At 66.2% G+C, this 18,258-nt stretch carries 12 protein-coding genes and 1 other RNA gene; 10 read left to right on the forward strand and 3 right to left on the reverse strand.

The window, feature by feature from the left end; translation table 11 throughout:
- The coding region (gene dnaX / locus A6M56_RS16220; protein ID WP_286758244.1) for a DNA polymerase III subunit gamma/tau at window positions 1–909 on the reverse strand (909 nt) is incomplete at its 3' end.
- 125 nt (window positions 910–1,034) lie between these two features.
- Here dnaX and ffs point away from each other — a divergent pair.
- Window positions 1,035–1,133: signal recognition particle sRNA small type (gene ffs / locus A6M56_RS16225), an RNA gene on the forward strand.
- A gap of 54 nt (window positions 1,134–1,187) precedes the next feature.
- Here the strand turns inward: ffs and A6M56_RS16230 are convergent.
- Entirely contained in the window at window positions 1,188–4,709 is a 3,522-nt protein-coding gene (locus tag A6M56_RS16230) for a UvrD-helicase domain-containing protein (RefSeq protein ID WP_102079638.1), read from the reverse strand.
- Window positions 4,706–7,570: a PD-(D/E)XK nuclease family protein gene (locus A6M56_RS16235; RefSeq protein ID WP_102079637.1), complete on the reverse strand. Its 2,865-nt coding sequence runs from the start codon at window positions 7,568–7,570 to the stop codon at window positions 4,706–4,708. The genes A6M56_RS16230 and A6M56_RS16235 overlap by 4 nt, the downstream gene beginning before the upstream one ends.
- Before the next feature lie 222 nt (window positions 7,571–7,792).
- Here A6M56_RS16235 and trxA point away from each other — a divergent pair, with 222 nt between their 5' ends.
- The 9 genes from trxA to A6M56_RS16280 all read left to right on the forward strand — a co-directional run bounded on the left by trxA (window position 7,793) and on the right by A6M56_RS16280 (window position 18,103).
- Window positions 7,793–8,119, forward strand: a complete 327-nt coding sequence (gene trxA, locus A6M56_RS16240) for a thioredoxin TrxA (RefSeq protein WP_045786555.1) — start codon at window positions 7,793–7,795, stop codon at window positions 8,117–8,119.
- Window positions 8,120–8,313: 194 nt separating this feature from the next.
- Window positions 8,314–9,576, forward strand: a complete 1,263-nt coding sequence (gene rho / locus A6M56_RS16245; protein WP_045786554.1) for a transcription termination factor Rho — start codon at window positions 8,314–8,316, stop codon at window positions 9,574–9,576.
- A 267-nt stretch (window positions 9,577–9,843) separates the two neighbouring features.
- On the forward strand, window positions 9,844–11,217 hold the full coding sequence (locus tag A6M56_RS16250) for a sigma-54 dependent transcriptional regulator (RefSeq protein ID WP_062739243.1): 1,374 nt from the start codon (window positions 9,844–9,846) through the stop codon (window positions 11,215–11,217).
- Between the two features lie 972 nt (window positions 11,218–12,189).
- Window positions 12,190–12,858, forward strand: a complete 669-nt coding sequence (locus A6M56_RS16255) for a LuxR C-terminal-related transcriptional regulator (protein ID WP_062739244.1) — start codon at window positions 12,190–12,192, stop codon at window positions 12,856–12,858.
- 42 nt (window positions 12,859–12,900) lie between these two features.
- Complete coding sequence (locus A6M56_RS16260; RefSeq protein WP_045786551.1) at window positions 12,901–13,767, forward strand: M90 family metallopeptidase; 867 nt, start codon at window positions 12,901–12,903, stop codon at window positions 13,765–13,767.
- Window positions 13,764–14,318: a hypothetical protein gene (locus A6M56_RS16265; protein WP_102079636.1), complete on the forward strand. Its 555-nt coding sequence runs from the start codon at window positions 13,764–13,766 to the stop codon at window positions 14,316–14,318. The genes A6M56_RS16260 and A6M56_RS16265 overlap by 4 nt, the downstream gene beginning before the upstream one ends.
- Window positions 14,319–14,531: 213 nt before the next feature.
- Entirely contained in the window at window positions 14,532–14,792 is a 261-nt protein-coding gene (locus A6M56_RS16270) for a type B 50S ribosomal protein L31 (RefSeq protein WP_045786549.1), read from the forward strand.
- Window positions 14,793–14,961: 169 nt separating this feature from the next.
- Window positions 14,962–16,749 carry an ArnT family glycosyltransferase gene (locus A6M56_RS16275; RefSeq protein ID WP_062739247.1) on the forward strand — a complete coding sequence of 596 codons (1,788 nt, stop codon included), beginning with the start codon at window positions 14,962–14,964 and terminating at the stop codon, window positions 16,747–16,749.
- A 7-nt stretch (window positions 16,750–16,756) separates the two neighbouring features.
- Window positions 16,757–18,103 (forward strand): MATE family efflux transporter, encoded by a 1,347-nt coding sequence (locus A6M56_RS16280; RefSeq protein WP_102079635.1) that lies wholly within the window; start codon window positions 16,757–16,759, stop codon window positions 18,101–18,103.
- The last annotated feature ends 155 nt before the right edge of the window (window positions 18,104–18,258 follow it).

An 18,258-nucleotide genomic window follows, 5' to 3' on the forward strand; every position in this document is an offset into this window, starting at 1 on the left:
CACGACCTGCGCCAGCGCGATCTTCTGCAGCAGCGATGCCAGGTCCTGCAGCGCACCCGAGAAGCTCAGGCTGCGGCCCGCCATCTCGTCGGCGATGTCAATGAGTGCAGCGCCGTTCTCGTCGGCAAGCGCATCGAGCAGGCGCACCAGATAGCTTTGGTCGATGGCGCCAAGCATGCCTCGCACCGCAGCCTCGCTCACTTCGCCTGCGCTGTACGCGATGGCCTGGTCCGTGAGCGACAGTGCATCTCGCATCGAGCCCTGGGCGGCGGCGGCCAGCAGGCGCAGCGCATTCGGCTCGTGAGCGATCCCCTCTTCACCGAGAATGCGGTCGAGGTGCGACACGATGTGCCCCGGCGGCATCTGCTTGAGGTTGAACTGGAGGCAGCGCGACAGCACCGTCACCGGGATCTTCTGCGGGTCGGTGGTCGCGAGGATGAACTTGACGTGCTCGGGCGGCTCCTCCAGCGTCTTCAGCATCGCGTTGAAGGCGTGGTTGGTGAGCATGTGCACTTCGTCGATCATGTAGACCTTGAAGCGGCCCGCCGTCGGGGCGTAGACCGCACGGTCCAGCAGTTGCGCCATCTCGTCGACGCCGCGGTTGGAGGCGGCGTCCATCTCGATGTAATCGACGAAGCGCCCGGCGTCGATTTCCGTGCATGCACGGCACACGCCGCAGGGCTGTGCGGTAATGCCACCGTGCCCGTCGGCGCCCACGCAGTTCAGCGATTTGGCAAGAATGCGCGACAGCGTGGTCTTACCAACACCGCGCGTGCCCGTGAACAGGTAAGCATGGTGCAGACGCTGCTGTTCGAGCGCATGCGTGAGCGCTTTCACCACGTGTTCCTGACCGACCAGCGTGGTGAAATCGCGAGGGCGCCACTTGCGGGCGAGCACTTGATAACTCATGCGGCGGATTGTAGCAAAGCGGGTTGAATTTCCGACGCGCTGATCGACGGTGAAACATCATGCGCACCGAGCGGATTGCAAGGATATTCGGGTGCGGCCATGCGAGTCGGTTACAATGGCGGTCGGACGGGCCTCCTCGCATGGCGGCGCGGTCAACCTGGTCAGGTCGGGAACGAAGCAGCCACAGCCGTTTTCCGCCAGTGCCGAGGGTCAGGCTCGTCCCCCTTCCCTTTTCCCTTCTGCATCGCCCCTCCCCTTCTTTGGTAGTCCTGTTCGCTTCAGAACAGCGCCCGCTGCGTGCCGTCATCGGCCGACTGCGCAGGCTGGGGCAACGATTCCAGATCGATCCATTCGCCCGCAGCGGTTGCCACGCCGGCGCGTACCGTGCAGCCTGGGTACATCGGCGTGACCGCGGCCACGTACCCACGCAGCTGTTCGGCGTACGCTGCGCGCTCAACGGGCAGCAGGCGCAGCTTGTAATCGACGACGAGGACCTCGTTACCGCGCTGGACCAGGCGGTCGATCCGCAACAGTGCGCCGTCGGGGCCGAACAGCTCGATCTCGTTATGTGCGGCGTCAAAGCGCGCGGGATCGAACACATGGGCCAACGCGTCGGCCGACAGCATGCGGCTCACGGCGTCGGCGGCGCGTGCGGCATCGGTTTGCGTCACGCCGCTCGCACCGAACCAGCGCGCGATGGTGGCGGCGTCCGGGGCACGTTCGGGCCGTCCGTGCCGCGTGAGGCGCTCCAGCACGGCGTGCAGCAATTCACCTTGCGCCACGGCGCCCTGGTCGAAGACAGCGTCCGCGCCTTCGGCCTGCATGCCTGCGCCACCCACGCGCACGGTCACCGTAAGCGGCGCGCGGAAATCGTGGTACGAGACGACTTCACCTTGCGCGGCAGCGGCGGTCTCTGCGACAGCAGCATCCATCATCGGCGCCGGCGATGCCACGCCGGCCGTGGCGAGCAGCGTGTACCAGCTTGCGCTGCCGTCGATGTCGGGCACCTCGCCTTCGTCGACCGACTGCGCGGCGGCGGCATCGCGCTTGTTGGCCACGCCGGAGACGATCAGCCCCTGCCGCGCACGCGTCATGGCCACGTAGAGCAGGTTCCAGTTTTCTCGTGCGGCAAGCGCCTGCTCCGCGGCAAACAGCGGATCACGCGCACGACCCCGCTCGGCGGCCTTGCCGAATGCGGAGAAGTGCGTCGGCGCATCGGCACCGGGGGGCCAGTCGATGAGGATGCCGGTGGTGTCTGCGCGGGTGTCGCTGTGATGGCTGTCGAGCAGCACGACAAACGGCGCCTCCAGCCCCTTCGAGGCATGGACGGTCAGGATCTGCACGGCATCCAGCCCTTCGCTGGCGACTTCGGTGTCGATCGCGTCGGGCGCTTCCGCGGCATCGCCTTGCACGCCTTCATCGGGGCTCTCTTCGTCATCACCCTGGCGGATGGCGCGCAACTCCGCCATGAACTTCGGCAGGCTGGGGTAACGGCCGCCATCCAGGTCCAGGGCGAGCTTCAGGAACGCATCGAGGTTGGCCAGCACCTGGTCGCGGTTGGCGGCTGGGGCGCGCTCGGCATAGCGGCGCTTGAGTTCGCCGGTGTAGACGATGTGATCGAGCAGGTCATGCACGGGCAGCGTGGGCGCGACGGCCAGCCAGCGCGCCAGCATGCGCTGCGCGTGAACCAGCGCAGATGCGGTATCGGGGCGGCCTGCCAGTGTGGTCAGGCGGTCCCACCAGGTCGTGCCCCCCCCGCCTTCACCGGACCCGGCGAGCGCGATGAGGTCATCGTTGGTGACGGCGAAGATGGGGCTGCGCAGGACGTGTGCGAGCGACAGATCCGCCTGCGGCGTCATCAGGAAATCGAGCAGCGCACACAGATCCAGCGCCTCGAGCGTCGCCAGCAAGCCGCCGCGGCGCGGGCTCAGATACGGCACGCCGGCATCGCGGAGCGCGCGTTCGTAATCGGCGAGGTAGCGCTTGCGGCGCACGAGCAACTGGAAATCGCGCCAGCAGACGGCGCGCTCGGTGCCGTTTTCGCGGATACGCTCGCCCGCGTGCAGCGCGCGCAGGCATGCTGCCACCTGGCGGCCCTCTTCATACCGCTGCGAATCGCCGGCCTCTTCGCGCGGTTCGCTCAGGGTGTCGCGCGGTGTGGTGTCGTCGGCCTGCGCGGCCTCGGGTACGGGCACGAGCGGCAGCAACAGCGCCTGGCCGACGGGTGCATCCACGGCGGTGCTTTGCTCGGCGTAGATCGGATAATCGCCGCGCGCGCGCGCCTGCAGAAAGACGGCGTTGACCCACTCGAGCACGGCCGGCGCATTGCGGCGCGTGCGGTTCGTACGCAGAACGGTGGCGCCGAACTCGGCGACAAGCATCTCGCGCGCCGCATCGAACAAGCGCGCATCGGCGCGGCGGAAACGGTAGATGGACTGCTTCGGATCGCCGACCAGGAAGACGCTCGGCCGCATGCCCGTGCCTTCATAACCGCGCAGCCACCCCTGGAGGATGCGCCACTGCATCGGGTTCGTATCCTGAAATTCGTCAAGCAGCAGATGCTTGTAGCGCGCATCGAGCCGCACCTGCAGATAGGCAGCCGTGTCTTCCTGCTGCATCAGGCGAGCGGCTTCCCATTCGAGGTCGGTGAAGTCCATGGCGCGCGCCTGTCGCTTGTAGGCCTGATAGCGGTCGATAAGCGCATCGCCGAGCGTGAACAACGCCGCGTTGACGGCGCGCACGCGGGCCTCCTGCCGGCGCGCCTGCACCACGGCCAGCGCTTCGCACAGCGCGGTGTGCAGCGTGACCAGCGTTTGTGCATGTTCGTCCCCGACGGCCTTGATGAGTGCCTTCGTCGGCTTGCAGGCCCGCGCCTTGCCGGCCTGCGTGTGAAACGCCGCGAACAGCGTATCGAACGCCTGCGCACGAGCCGCTTCATCGGACACGTCGATGCCGCGCGCCGCCGTGACGGCCGACTCGATCGCCACCGCGCGCTTGCCTTCCGCCGCGCCACCCTGCCCCAGCCAGCGCGACACGCGCAGCATGTCGGCCAGCAGCGTTGCGTCCTGCAGCGCTTCGATCAACGGATCGGTCGTCGCATCTTCGCCAAGCAGGTCGTCCAGCGCATCGAGCGGCTGTGCGCCTGCTTGCGTCTTGTAGGCCCACCAATCGCTGCGCTGATGGAACATCGCGTCGAGCAGGCGGCCGGCCTGGAAATCGCCGACGAGGTCGGCAAGCGCCTCATATGCAGCGCGCAGCTCGGCCTGATCTTCTGCGAGGAGGCCGCGCCAGAACGGTGCCCAAGCCTCGCGGCGCAGCCGCCCGGCATCTTCCCGCAGCGACGCGCCCTGCGGCACGCCGGACGATAGCGGCGCACCGCGCAGCAGCGAGCCGAACCAGCCATGGAACGTGTCGATCGCCATGCGCGAAGGCGACTCGAGCACGCGCGCATACAAACAGCGCGCCGTGTCGATCAGCGCCGGTGCCTCGCGCTCGTCGACCGTGCGGGCGATCAGTTCGCGCACCACGCCCGCGTCATCGGCACTGGCGAGTTGGGCGAGGATGTCCAACAGACGCTGGCGCATCTCTTCAGCGGCCTTGCGCGTGAACGTGATGGCCAGAATGTCGGACGGCGCGGCGCCAGCCAGCAGCAGGCGCAGCATGCGTGTGACCAGCAGCCACGTCTTGCCGCTGCCCGCGCATGCTTCGACCACGACGGAGCGCCGCGGGTCGCATGCCGCGCGCGAGAAGTCTTCCGGCGAGACCGGCGACCCGTCGCGTTCGTACGCGTGGTCGCTCATGCCTGCGCCTCCGGTTCACGTGGTGCGCCATCGGTCCAATACCCCTTGCGGCACAACCCTCGCGCCGCACAGTAGCGGCACGCGGATTCATCGCCAAACGCCGGCAGCGGTGCACCAGCCGCCAGCGCAGCCATGTCTTTTTGCATTTGTTCGATCAGCCAGTCGACGATCTGCGTGAAATCCGGCAGCGCAACGTCGCGTTGATCACCACGCGCCTCGCCATCGAGCGAGACCCAGCCGCCTGCCCCGGCGCGGGGCTCGAGCACACCGTAGAACGGCAGCTGGCAATCCTCGAACGGGGCCTTGGCGCGCCGTGTGAGCGCCATGGGCGACTGCGTCTTGTAGTCGAGCACCGCGATGCCATGCTCGTCGTGTACATCGACGCGGTCGATGCGGCCGCGCAGGCGCAGGACACGTTCGCCGGGCAGCGTGGTCGATGTCTCGGCGTCGATCTCGCCCGCCTCAAAGCGCCAGCCGTCGGCTTCGCGCGCAGCCTGCCACGCAAGGTATGACGGCATCACCGCCTGCCAGCGCCGATAGAAGCGCAGCGCGTTGCCGTCTTCGGCCAGCAACGGGCCGAAATGCGCGTCGGTGAGCGCCTGCAGCAGGGCTTGCCGCTCTACGGGGTCGTGCTTCGGCGTCTCGCGCAACTGCTGGTGGAAACGATGGAGGATCGCGTGGAGGATCTCGCCGATATCGCGCTTCTCGAGCTCATCGGACACCTCCTCCAGCTCGCCCAGCCGCAGCATGCGGCCGACGAAGAACTGGTACGGACACCGGCGCAGGCTGTTGTAGGCGGCGGCGCTCAACGTCGATGGCACGAGCGCGGGCGCCGCGGGTGCGGGCATATCGGTCGGCCGGCTCGACGTCTGCAGGTTGGGCAGGACGACCGGCGTCTCGATCCGTACGCCCGCCACGGCCAGCCGGCGCTGCAGCCGCTCGAGCCAGCCTGACAACCGATTGGGCTCGCCCCGGCTGCCGTGACGCTGCCAGGTCAGCACGACTTCCTCTTGGTTGAGCAGCACCTCGGCCAAATCGCGCGCTTGCTGCGCAAAACGCTGTGCGCGGTCAGGCAGGCCAAGTTCGCGGCGCACGTCGTTGGAGAAGAACAGCCACTCGGGCTGCGCAGACGGCAACTGGGCGTCGTCACAGCCGACCACGACCACGCCGTCGAAGCGCCGCATCCGCGCGCCGTTGAGCGGCAGGATGACCACGCGGCGATCGGCCGGCGGCGCCGGCTCGCTGAAGACGGCCGATTCCAGCAGCATCGACAGCAGCGAGCGCCACTCGGCGAGCGAGAAGCGCGCCCCCGCATCGGCACTGCCATGCACCGACATGCGCAGACGGTCCACCCAGTCGAGCAGCTGACGGCCCGCGTCGTCGTTCTGCAGGCCGATGCGCATGTGCAGGCGGTCGAGCGTACCGGCCAGCAACGTTACCCAGGCGTCGAGCGTGGCGTTGCCGGCCCGGCGCCACAGCGCCGCCTCGTCCGCCAACAGGCCGAGGCGGTCAGCGAGGCGGCTCGGCTGCGCGGCGCCAGAAGCGGCGTCGGCATCCTGAGCGTCGCGATCTGCCACCAGCCGACGCAAGCGCCCCCAGCCGCCCGTGACGTTGTGGCGGCGGACGCGGCGCTCCAGTTCCGCCACCCATGCCGGCGTACCGGTGCCGGCCTGCGTATCGCGCAGGCAGAACGGACTCTTGACGAAATCGAGCAACGCTGCGGTATCGCCATCGCCCTGCACCACATCGATCCAGCGCATCAGCGCGGCGGCCGCACGCGTGGTGGAGAGCTTCCAGCCGGTCTCATCCCGCACCGGCACGTTCACGCGAGCGAGCAGCGCCCGCACGCGCCGCGCGACGATGCGGTCCTGCGCCACCAGCGCGAGCGAGCGTCGTCCGGCATTCAGCCACGCGACGAGCGTATGCGCCGCAAAGGCGGCCTCGTCTTCAAACCGTGCGGCCCCTGCGATGTGCACGGCGGGTGCGCCAAGCGCGTCATCGGCGTCGTCATCCTCGTGGTGGCCCGGTGTGGCGCATTCGGGCCAGGCATGGAGCAGCAGATGGCGGAAATCGGCATGCGTGGCGGGCGCGGAGGCAGACTGCGCCTGCCCTGCATGCCAGTCATACCCGACGACCAGCACCGGCACGCGTTCAGCGGCACGCTGCAGAAAATCGAACTCGACGGTGTCCGGGTCGGTCGGGCTCATCCACACGATCGGGCCGCGCAACTCGGCAAGCAGGCGCCGCATGGCGCGCAGCCGCATGGGGATCGGATCGGCGGCGCTGGAAAGCAGCCGCCAGAACGTCAGGACGATGCGCGATTCGGTGCCAAGAAACCGCTCCGACAACTGCGCATAGGTACGCTCCAGCGCCTGGGCCAGCACGGCTTCGAGTTCATCGGAGCGGCCCTGCGCGTCGCCATGCGTGGCATCGAGGTTCAGCCAGCGCTGTGAGAGTTCATCGGAGACGGTCACCAGCACCTGCGCCACGCCCCAAAGTGCCGCATCGTCCTGCGCACCGAGCGCTTCGCGCAGCCACGCCTGGGTCTTCAGTGCCTGCTGCACCGCCAGCAGCCGCGAGAGCGGCGCACGTGCGGCGGGCGCATCGGGCTCGGGCGGCAAATCGAGCAGCCAATGCCCCAGCGTCACAATGCGCGGCAGCAGCCGCGGCGTGCCCGAAGCCTGGGCGCTCGCGTGCAGCGCATTGCGCACGCCAGGAATCTGCGCTGCCGTCGGCACGACAACGGTGGCCTGCCCCGACGGCGCCGCAGAAGACTGCGCATGCGCATCCAGGAAGCGCCATGCCGCGTCGGCGGCACGCGAAAGGAATGCTGGGCCTGGCGCGAAAGCAAGCGTCTGCATGCGGCGTCGATCAAGTGGCGAGAAAGGAAACGCAGCCCGTGGCCTTCAACCTGCGGCTATTGGCGCGATAGACACAATCAACGATTGAAAATGGGCGCGCCGGTACTATATCAGCAGCATCCGCGCGGGCAGTGGCGCCAATGCACGCCGGCTCGCGTAATCGTGTAATGTATGGGTTCGGCGCACGTCGCCAGCTTTTACGAAATAACAGAGGTTCCCGCCATGAGCGAACAGATCAAGTATGTGAGCGACGCGTCTTTCGAGGCCGACGTGCTCAAGTCCGATAAACCCGTGCTGGTCGACTTCTGGGCCGAATGGTGCGGCCCCTGCAAGATGATCGCCCCGATCCTCGACGAAGTCGCCAAGGACTACGGCGACAAGATCCAGATCGCCAAGATCAACGTCGACGACAACCAGCAGGTTCCGGCCAAGTTCGGCATTCGCGGTATCCCGACGCTGATCCTGTTCAAGAACGGCGCCGTGGCCGCCCAGAAGGTGGGCGCGCTGTCGAAGTCGCAGTTGACCGCTTTCCTGGACAGCCACGTCTAAGCCTTCGGGCTCCGAGGCGGCGCGCAGTCTCTGAGCCGCCTCCGCACACGCTGGCGCGCTTTCGCCTGGAAGCCCGCCAGCGTTGTGCTAAGATTGCAGCCAATCTGTTTCCCCGAGCGTTCGCTCGACCTTTTTCCCCCTCCCCGCGTTTTCCCGTTTCGCCGCCCGTTCGGGCCATTCCCATTCTTTCGTCTATGCATCTGACAGAACTGAAATCCCTGCACGTGTCCCAATTGCTGGAAATGGCGGGACAGCTGGAGATCGACAACGCGCAGCGCATGCGCAAACAGGAATTGATGTTTGCCATCCTGAAGAAGAAGGCGAAACAGGGCGAAACGATCTTCGGCGACGGCACGCTCGAGGTGCTGCCCGACGGCTTCGGTTTTCTGCGTTCGCCCGAGACTTCGTACCTGGCCAGCACGGACGACATCTACATCAGCCCGTCGCAGATCCGCCGCTTCAACCTGCACACCGGCGACACGATCGAAGGCGAAGTCCGCACCCCGAAGGATGGCGAGCGCTACTTCGCGCTGGTGAAGGTCGACAAGGTCAACGGCCAGCCCCCGGAAGCGGTGAAGAACCGCATCATGTTCGAGAACCTGACGCCGCTGCACCCGAACAAGCCGCTCACGCTCGAACGCGACATCAAGGCCGAAGAGAACATCACCGGCCGCATCATCGATATGATTGCCCCGATCGGCCGGGGCCAGCGCGCGCTGCTGGTCGCCAGCCCGAAGTCGGGCAAGACCGTGATGCTGCAGCACATTGCGCACGCCATTACGGCCAACCATCCGGAAGCAGAACTGTTCGTGCTGCTGATCGACGAGCGTCCGGAAGAAGTGACCGAAATGCAGCGCACCGTGCGCGGCGAGGTGGTGGCCTCTACGTTCGACGAGCCGGCCGTGCGTCACGTGCAGGTGGCCGAAATGGTCATCGAAAAAGCCAAGCGCCTGGTAGAGCTGAAGAAGGACGTGGTGATCGTGCTGGACTCGATCACGCGCCTGGCCCGCGCCTACAACACCGTGGTGCCCACCTCGGGCAAGGTGCTGACCGGCGGTGTGGATGCCAACGCGCTGCAGCGCCCGAAGCGTTTCTTCGGTGCCGCACGCAACCTGGAAGAAGGCGGTTCGCTGACCATCATCGGTACGGCGCTCATCGAAACCGGCAGCCGCATGGACGACGTGATCTATGAAGAGTTCAAGGGCACCGGCAACATGGAAGTGCACCTGGAGCGCCGCCTGGCCGAGAAGCGTGTCTACCCGGCCATCAACCTGAACAAGTCCGGCACGCGCCGCGAGGAACTGCTCATCAAGCCGGACATCCTCCAGAAGGTGTGGATCCTGCGCAAGTTCATCCACGACATGGATGAAGTCGAGGCGATGGAATTCCTGCTCGACAAGCTCAAGTCGACCAAGAACAACGCCGAGTTCTTCGACATGATGCGACGCGGCGGCTGATCCTCCGCCCGCATGACGAAAAAACGCGCCTCCCGGGGTGCGTTTTTTTTGGCGGCGTCACCCGTGCTCGCCTCCTGGGGGAACCCTTCCGGGCCATTTGCGCACGCCGATAGTTCATTCGCATTACGAGACGCGGGCGCAAGCGTTTGCGTTCATCGTCCTTAAACGTCATCGCCAAAGCGAAACCCCGCAACCATACTGCAAGCCTGGCCCGGCCGAGCCGCCGGTCAGGATGAAGTCACCACGAAAAATCGAACGGGGGAAACCATGCGCAATGAGTCGCTGGAATGTACTGCTGCGTGCCGAACCGTCGTGGTGGCGTCACGCGCAGGGTTGGGGGAGATTGACGAGACGATCCTGGGCGCCGACTGGCGTGTGCGGCGCGTCACGTCGGTGCGCGAACTGGGCTGTGCGATCCGCGATGGCGGCCCCAAGGCCGGACTGGTCGATTTTGGCAGCAGCTTCTCGGCCGCCGAGTTGGACCTGCTGGAGCGCTGCATGCAGGTGCCGCAAGTCGGCTGGGTCGCGGCCCTGCCCCAGGCCATGCTGAGCCATGAACGCGTGCGCAGGCTGGTGCGCGACTATTGCGTCGACTACGTGCAGATGCCGTTGCGCACGGACGAGGTTGCGTACTCGTTGCGTCATGCGTGGGGCATGGCGGCGCTGGCTCAGGACGTCGCGCCGGCACCGAAACCGACTCACGCGCGCATGCTCGGAGAGTGTCCTGCCATGCATAACTTGTTCCGCGCCATCCGCAAGGTTGCGCAGAACAGTGCGCCGGCCTTCATCGCGGGCGAGTCGGGCACCGGCAAGGAACTGACCGCACAGGCCATTCATGAAGCGTCGGCGCGTGCCAGCGGACCGTTCATCGCCATCAATTGCGGCGCGATCCCACCGCACCTCATCCAGTCCGAGCTGTTCGGCTACGAGAAAGGCGCGTTCACGGGCGCGCACCAGCGCCACATCGGCTGGGTCGAGCATGCCAATGGCGGCACGCTGTTCCTCGATGAAATCGGCGACCTGCCGCTGGAGAGCCAGGTCAGCCTGCTTCGCTTCCTGCAGCAAGGCACGATTACGCGGCTGGGCGGACATCAGGCCATTCCGCTGGATATCCGCATCATCTCGGCTACGCACGTGGACCTGGAGGCCGCACAGCACCATGGTGGCTTTCGCACCGACCTGTTCCATCGGCTGTGCGTGCTGACGCTGTCGGTCCCGCCGCTGCGCGAGCGCGGCAGCGACATCGTCCTGCTTGCCGAGCACATCCTTGCCCAGCACGCGAGCGAGGCTTCGCATCGCATCCGCGGGTTCACCCCGTGCGCGCTGCACGCGATGATGCACTACCCGTGGCCCGGCAACGTGCGCGAACTGATCAACCGTGTCCGGCGCGCACTGGTGATGACCGATAACCGCAAGATCTCGGCCGCCGATCTTCACCTGGAGGGCTACGCCTCGGTGTCGGGCCAGACGCTGGAAGAGGCACGCGAAGGCGCCGAATCGGATGCCATCCGTACCGCCATCGCCCGCAACGGCTTTCACATGGGCATGACGGCGCGCGAATTGGCGGTCTCGCGCGTGACGCTGTATCGGCTGATGCAGAAGCACGGCATCCGCGCCGAACATCCGCTCCATCCGGCCTGAGCGGCTCCGCCCACGAAGCGGCGGCGACGCCTGCGCCGGGGGGAATCCGGTTGTTGGCCGAATGCATCCTGCTTCCAGAATCGCCATGAAAAAAAAAAGTGCCCGCCGGGGGACGGAGCACGAAACGGTTGCGTGGCCCGCCCACGCACCGGCGGGCTCCACGTTGCGGCAGTGTCACATGGACGACACGACGCGGCAGCAGGCCGGCCCGCGGCATGCCGCGGAGCCTTGTATGGGCGCGGGCGGTGCCCATACCCCACCTCCGAGGGGGTTGCGCCCGATTCCCTGGCGTTGGATTGTTAAGCCACGCATGCGAGGTACTCGGTTCGCCGTCCGGCAGCACAGGCACGACAGAACCGGGGGATGGATCGAATGCGCGGGTGGGAAGAAGATCGATGGCGGCTTGCACCGGCAACGTATCGGTGAAAACGCCTCGCCAGGCGACCAGCAGCGCGGCGGTACGCTGCACCAAGGCGCCTTCTACTACGAGCGCACGCGTCACGGCGACCACGGCCGCAAGATTTGCGACCAGTCCGGTCTCCTCGGTCATCCACCTGAACGGCAAACGCCGAGCACTGCGCTGCGCGATTGCTGGCATGGCTCGCTCCTCCCCGGAGAACAGAGAGCGACATCCGTGCCATGACGTTTAACGCCTTGTTTTTACGGGATATTCAGCACGCGGAAGATCGCTTGCCCCATCGCCCCTGCGGGATGTTGTGTCATGGCTGAAACCGCCACCGCAGCAAGAGTGCCGCGACGGGCCGTTCTCCACGTCGAACGGATTGCGCGCCCTGGCAAATACCCCACAACCGTTGCCAGGGCACGCTCACGAGGGTCCCGAGACATGGCCGTGGCAACTGTCATTTTTGACATACGCCACTAAAATGATTCGGAACGGGGGTCTGCTCTGGTCTGTTTCTCGCCTGGAGCGACAAGGATGTTCGCAAGATCGGTAACAGGTCGAGAACAACGATGAACACTGTTTTGATCGAAGCCCATCCGTTGGTGCGTACGGGCATTGCGCACCTGCTACGGACGCTCAAGGGCGTCACTGGCGTCACCATCGTCGAACCCGACGAAGGGATGTTTGACGCCATCGAAGCCAATGCCGACGCGGGTCTTCTGGTCATCGGGCTGCCGCTTCCACAGCTGGACGAACTCTCCGCCATCGGCGAGATCATGCACCGGCCCCATGCGCGCCACGTGGTCGTGCTGGCGGAATCCGAATCCCCCGACATCATCCGCACGCTCATGCAGATGGGCCTGTCGGGCTACACGCTCAAGCACTCGCCGGGCGAAGTCATCGCGGCTTCGCTCGAACTGGTGCTCGTGGGCGGGCAATACATCCCGGCCAGCGCCCTGCTGCCGGAGTCCCGCCTCGACGGCGCACCCAACCCGGCGCTGGCGGGTGATCCCCAGACCGACCCCAAGCTGCTTGGCATCACACCGCGCCAGTATGAAATCCTGGTGCTGCTCTCGCGCGGGCACCCGGTCAAGACGATCAGCCGCATGCTGAACATCTCCGAAGCCACCGCCAAGGCGCATATCAGCACGCTGTACCGGCGCCTGAAGGTGCGCAGCCGTACCGAAGCCGTGTACGTCGCAAACCAGCGCGGCGCGCGGCTGCTGTCGGTAGCCTGATCCTTCCAGAAACACGAAAGCTCGCGCCGATATACTGGTCGCATGCTTTCGTCGGTCTTACGCTGGTTTTCTAGCCGCACACGCTCGCGGCGCCTGGCGCGTTATGCCATTTCAGACGCGCTGTGGTCGCGCACGCTCGCGGGGCTCCCATTCCTGCTGAACTGGCCGCAGGCCGACCTCCTCCGCCTGCGCGAGACCGCCACGCTGTTCATCGCCGAGAAGGAATTCACGACCACGCACGGCTTGCCGCTCACCGACGAGATGGTCATCAGCATTGCCGTGCAGGCCAGCGTGCCGGTACTGGAACTCGGCATCGCGTGGTACCGCGGGTGGCACGGCATCGTCATCTACCCAGGTGAATTCGTCATCCGCAAAGAGGTTATGGATGAAGACGGCGTCGTGCACGACGTACGCGAGGAGGCTTCCGGAGAGGCATGGGAGCACGGGCCCGTCATCCTGTCGTGGGAGGACATCGAACTCGGCGGCGCGTCCCCCGAGCCCGGTGCCCAGCCGTACAACGTGGTCGTGCACGAATTCGCGCACAAGCTCGATATGCTCAATGGCGAATCCGATGGCATCCCCGCGTTCTCATCGCGCTTGCATGCCGACGTCGATCGCGAGCCATGGGCCGACGCACTCTACGCCGAGTACGATGCGTTCGCCGATCGGTGCGGGCAGGTTCCGCAGCGCCGGTGGGATACCGATCCGATCCTCTCGCTGCTCGATCCGTACGGCGCGCAGCATCCCGCGGAGTTCTTTGCGGTGGCGTCCGAAGTGTTCTTCGTCGAACCGGTGGCCTTGCTCGAGACACTGCCATCGCTGTATGCGCTGCTGCAGGCGTTCTACCTGCAGGATCCGGCACGGCGCGTGCTGCATGCCGGACAACGCCAGGAGGGGTTCTTGCCGTGACGATCCGCCAAGCGCTTCACACGCTTCTGCTCGGTTGCTGCTTCATTGCAGTCCCGAGCTGGGGGCAAGGAACGGCTCCCGTCGTTCTTGGCGTGACCGCGCAGCTGGACGGACAGTCGGAAACGCAGCGCGTCACGCTGCCCGCGGATACGTCCACCGGGCAGCACGTCGCACTTCTCGAGCACACCCAATCGTTCGACGTGGGCGGCTCCATGCCGCGTGCCCAGTGGGAGGAGCGCTTCGCGGCCGGCCTGCCCGATGACACCATTACGCTCGGCTGCGACGCCACGGTCTGCCAGTTCATGCGCCATCGCTGGGCCAAGACCGGCGTCGACGTGAGCCTGCGGCCCATGGCCGCGTCGGGCGACTTCCAGCCCCTGTCGATCGGCGTGACGCTGCATCGCTTCCGCCCGTCGCCCGATGCGGAATCCCCCGCCCAGGTGGACACCTGGACGCGCAACCTCGACACCTCGTTGCGTGTGGGCGACATGCGGACCATCGATCTGGACGGCCGCGGCGTCCTGACCATCGAGCGCCTGGCCGCGCCCTGACGGCGCCCGCGCGGAAATATGCGCATAACGTCACTGCAAGGCGTCGGGAAACGGCGGATTTTATGGCCGGCGCGTTGCCCAAGCCTTTGTTTCTCTGGCATAATCGCCGTTTCTCCACCCGGCAAGTGATTCGACGGCTGGCCGCTCGACGCTCCTCGCAATTGAGCGCCTGAAGCGCGCCGCGAATTGGCTACCTCAACCCCAGGGCCCATCATGAAAGAAGGCATTCACCCGAATTACCGCGAAGTCGTGTTCCAGGACATGTCCAGCGACTTCAAGTTCATCACGCGCTCGACCATCCAGACCAAGGAAACGATCACGCTGGACGGCAAGGAATACCCGCTGGCCAAGATCGAAGTCTCGTCCGAATCGCACCCGTTCTACACGGGCCAGCAAAAAGTTCTGGACACGGCCGGCCGCGTCGAAAAGTTCCGCCAGAAGTTCGGCAGCAAGGCAGGCAAGGCCGCCAAGTAATGCCGGTGCCGGAGACGGCTCACTGCATGACTCGTCTCCCTGGTCCGAAAAAGGCAGCTCCGGCTGCCTTTTTTGTTTCTTGGCACAATGTCGGGTTTTTGCGCCCGACCCTCTCTCGATCGGCACCCTGTTGTGCAACCGCGGCCGGGTCCGCCCGGTCTGACACCCGATGAACACCACCCGCGTCTCGCGCATCCGCCTGACTGCCGCCGCCACCCGCGAACTGCCGCGCTGGCTGCTGCTCGCCATCTGCGTGATCTACGGTTTGTCCGGACTTTTCTCGCGCGACCCGTGGAAGAACGAAGACGCCGCGGGCTTCGGCGCGATGTGGACACTGGCCACCGGCAACGCCCAGGACTGGCTGATGCCGAACATCGTCGGGCGCCCGGTCGTGCAGGCCGGACCACTGGTGTTCTGGATCGGCGGCGCGTTCATCCGCCTGTTTGGGCAATGGCTGGGCCCAGCCGATGCCTCGCGCCTGGCCACCGCGCTTTTCTTTTTCGTCACCTGCGCCTGCATCTGGTATGGCGCCTATCTGCTGGGCCGCCGCGCAGAAGTCCAACCATTCGAATTCGTGTTCGGTGGTCAGCCCAACACCCGGGACTACGGCCGGACGCTGGCCGACGGCGCACTACTGATCTTCCTGGCCTGCGTCGGTCTGGCGCAGCGGGGCCATGAAACCACCCCGCTGGTCGGCGCGCTGTGCTTCGTCGCGGTTGCCATCTACGGGCTGATCCGCGCGCTGGACAAGCCGCTGTACGGCAGCGTGCTGTACGGCATTGGCGTCGGCTGCCTGTCGCTCGCGGGCGGGCCCCTCCTGCCGCTGACCATCACGATCGCCGTGCTGATCACCGCGCATGCCACACGGGCGCTGCCGCTGAGGCCACTGCTGACCGTGGCGCTTCCCATTTCCATGGTGCTTGGGCTGTCGTGGCCAGCATTGGCCTACCTGCTGGCAAGCAACCCGAATGACGCCGTCAGCTTCGTCCGCGACTGGGCGCGCTTTGACCGCCATCAGTATGCGGGGCCGACCGGCCACTCGCTCGGCTTTATCGCGCGCAACCTGCCGCTGTTCGCGTGGCCGGTGTGGCCACTGGCCGCGTGGGCGTGGAAGAGCTGGGGCGGCATGCGGACCGCGCCGCATATCGCCCTGCCGCTGGCCGTCCTGGCGCCGCAGATCGTGCTGCTGCTCATGCAGCCGCAACCCGGCGACGACGCCTTTCTGCTGCTGATTCCGCCCATGGCGATCATGGCCACGTTTGCGCTCCCCACGCTCAAGCGCGCCGCGATCAGCGCCATCGACTGGTTTGCCCTGCTCGCCTTCACCATCCTGGGCGGCACCGTATGGCTGCTGTGGATCGCCAAGATGACGGGCTTCCCGCCGCAGCTTGCGCGCAACGTGTACCGCATCGTGCCGGGCTACCGCCCCGAGTTCAGCTGGACGGCCCTGGCGTGCGCACTGCTGGTGACCGCCGCGTGGGTACTCATCGTCGTCTGGCGGACCTCGCGCGCGCCCAAGGCCATCTGGCGCGCGGTCGTGATCTCGGCGGCCGGCACCACGCTGATGTGGGTGCTGATGATGACGCTGTGGCTGCCCACCATCAATTACGCCAAGACTTACCGCGACGTTGCACAGTCGGCCGCGCTGGCGCTGCCGCAAACCTACACATGCGTGCAACCGATCCGCATGGGCGACGCACAGCTCGCCTCGTTCGCCTACTTTGGCCATATCCGCTTTGGCAACCCCGAGGACAACTGCGACATCCTCCTGCGCCATGATCCGTACGACTACGGCGCGCCGGCGAGCATCTCCAATTACGAATGGCGGCTCATCTGGGAAGGCCGCCGCCCGGCCGACCGCGACGAGCACTTCCGCATGTACCGTCTGACCGAGGCCGCGGCCGCCACACATCCGCCACCCGCGCCGGCCACGCGCCGTCGCAAGCTGCGCCAATAACGTTCCGATGTTCTTTGCCGATGTCCGTCGCATCGTCGCGCTCGCCTGGCCGGTGCTGATCGGCCAACTGGCCGTGATCGCCTTCGGCGTGCTCGACACGGCCATGGCCGGGCGCGCATCGGCCGCGGACCTTGCGGCGATCGGGCTGGGCGGGTCGATCTACGTCACGGTCTACATCAGCCTGATGGGCGTGCTGCAAGCCCTGTCCCCCATCGCGGGGCAACTGTATGGCGCCCGCAAGCACGGAGAGATCGGCGAGGAAGTCCGCCAGGCCGCCTGGCTCGGGCTGGCCCTCTCAGCCGTCGGCATGCTGATCCTCTGGTTTCCCGCCCCGCTGCTGCATCTGGCGGACGCAACACCGGAGCTGGCCGAGAAAGCGACCGCCTACCTCCGCTACGAGGCGCTGGCGCTGCCGGCGGCGCTCGGCTTTCGCATTTACTCGGCGCTGAACAATGCCCTGTCGCGGCCGGTCATGGTGACGGTGCTGCAGTTGGCGGGGCTTGTGCTCAAGTTTCCGCTCAATGCGGTGTTCCTCTACGGTGGCCTCGGGCTACCGGCGATGGGCGGCCCCGGTTGCGCGCTCGCCTCGATGATCATCAGCTGGTTGTGGTTCATCGCCGCAGCGGTCATCCTGATACGCAATCCAGCGTACGCGCCGTTCTCGATCTTCACGCAGTACTCGCCGCCAAACCGCGCGCGGCTGTGGGCGCTGATCCGACTCGGTGTGCCGATGGGGCTCACCTACCTGATCGAGATCACGTCGTTCACCCTGATGGCGATCTTCATTGCACGGCTGGGTACCGTAGTCCTGGCCGGACACCAGATCGCGGCCAACCTCGGCGCGGTGGCATACATGGTGCCGCTGTCCCTGTCGATCGCCACATCGACGCTGGCCGCGCAATCGATTGGCGCACGGGATCGAGGGGTAGCGCGACGCATCTCATTGAACGGCATCAAGCTGGCCGTGCTCTGTGCAGCCCTCGTTGGTGTGGCGGTGCTCGTCCTGCGCTGGGAGCTCGTCGGGCTCTACACGCGCGACGCAGCCGTCCTCGCGATCGCGGTGCCGCTACTGCCCTTCATTGCGTTCTATCAGATGTTCGACGCGCTGCAGGTGATGGCCGCGTTCATCCTGCGCGCCTACAAGATCGCGCTGATCCCGACACTGATCTATGCGCTCTCGCTGTGGGGCGTCGGCCTGGGCGGCGGGTACGTGCTGGGCTTCGGGCTGCTGGGCGATGCGGCTGCCCAGTTGCAGGGCGCTGCGGGCTTCTGGGCTGCCAACGGATTGAGCTTGATGGTTGCCGGCGCCCTGCTTGTCGGCTATTTCAACCACGTCAGCCGCATCCACGATTAATGCGGCGCCTTTAATCGCGCTTTAAAACTCCAGGGACACTTCTGGGACATTGCGCGGAAGTGAAGCGCAAAAGAAAAAACCCGCTGCAAGCAGCGGGTTTTGATTTGGCGGAGTGGACGGGACTCGAACCCGCGACCCCCGGCGTGACAGGCCGG

Source organism: Ralstonia sp. RL (genome assembly GCF_001683835.1).
GTDB classification, from domain to species: domain Bacteria; phylum Pseudomonadota; class Gammaproteobacteria; order Burkholderiales; family Burkholderiaceae; genus Ralstonia; species Ralstonia mannitolilytica.

Excerpts from the sequence above, each read along its gene's own strand:
- A6M56_RS16250 (WP_062739243.1), top strand. The coding sequence starts at position 9,844 with ATGCGCAATGAGTCGCTGGAATGTACTGCTGCGTGCCGAACCGTCGTG.
- trxA (WP_045786555.1), top strand. The coding sequence starts at position 7,793 with ATGAGCGAACAGATCAAGTATGTGAGCGACGCGTCTTTCGAGGCCGAC.
- A6M56_RS16230 (WP_102079638.1), bottom strand. The coding sequence starts at position 4,709 with ATGAGCGACCACGCGTACGAACGCGACGGGTCGCCGGTCTCGCCGGAA.
- rho (WP_045786554.1), top strand. The coding sequence starts at position 8,314 with ATGCATCTGACAGAACTGAAATCCCTGCACGTGTCCCAATTGCTGGAA.
- A6M56_RS16270 (WP_045786549.1), top strand. The coding sequence starts at position 14,532 with ATGAAAGAAGGCATTCACCCGAATTACCGCGAAGTCGTGTTCCAGGAC.
- A6M56_RS16275 (WP_062739247.1), top strand. The coding sequence starts at position 14,962 with ATGAACACCACCCGCGTCTCGCGCATCCGCCTGACTGCCGCCGCCACC.
- A6M56_RS16260 (WP_045786551.1), top strand. The coding sequence starts at position 12,901 with ATGCTTTCGTCGGTCTTACGCTGGTTTTCTAGCCGCACACGCTCGCGG.
- A6M56_RS16280 (WP_102079635.1), top strand. The coding sequence starts at position 16,757 with ATGTTCTTTGCCGATGTCCGTCGCATCGTCGCGCTCGCCTGGCCGGTG.
- A6M56_RS16235 (WP_102079637.1), bottom strand. The coding sequence starts at position 7,570 with ATGCAGACGCTTGCTTTCGCGCCAGGCCCAGCATTCCTTTCGCGTGCC.
- A6M56_RS16255 (WP_062739244.1), top strand. The coding sequence starts at position 12,190 with ATGAACACTGTTTTGATCGAAGCCCATCCGTTGGTGCGTACGGGCATT.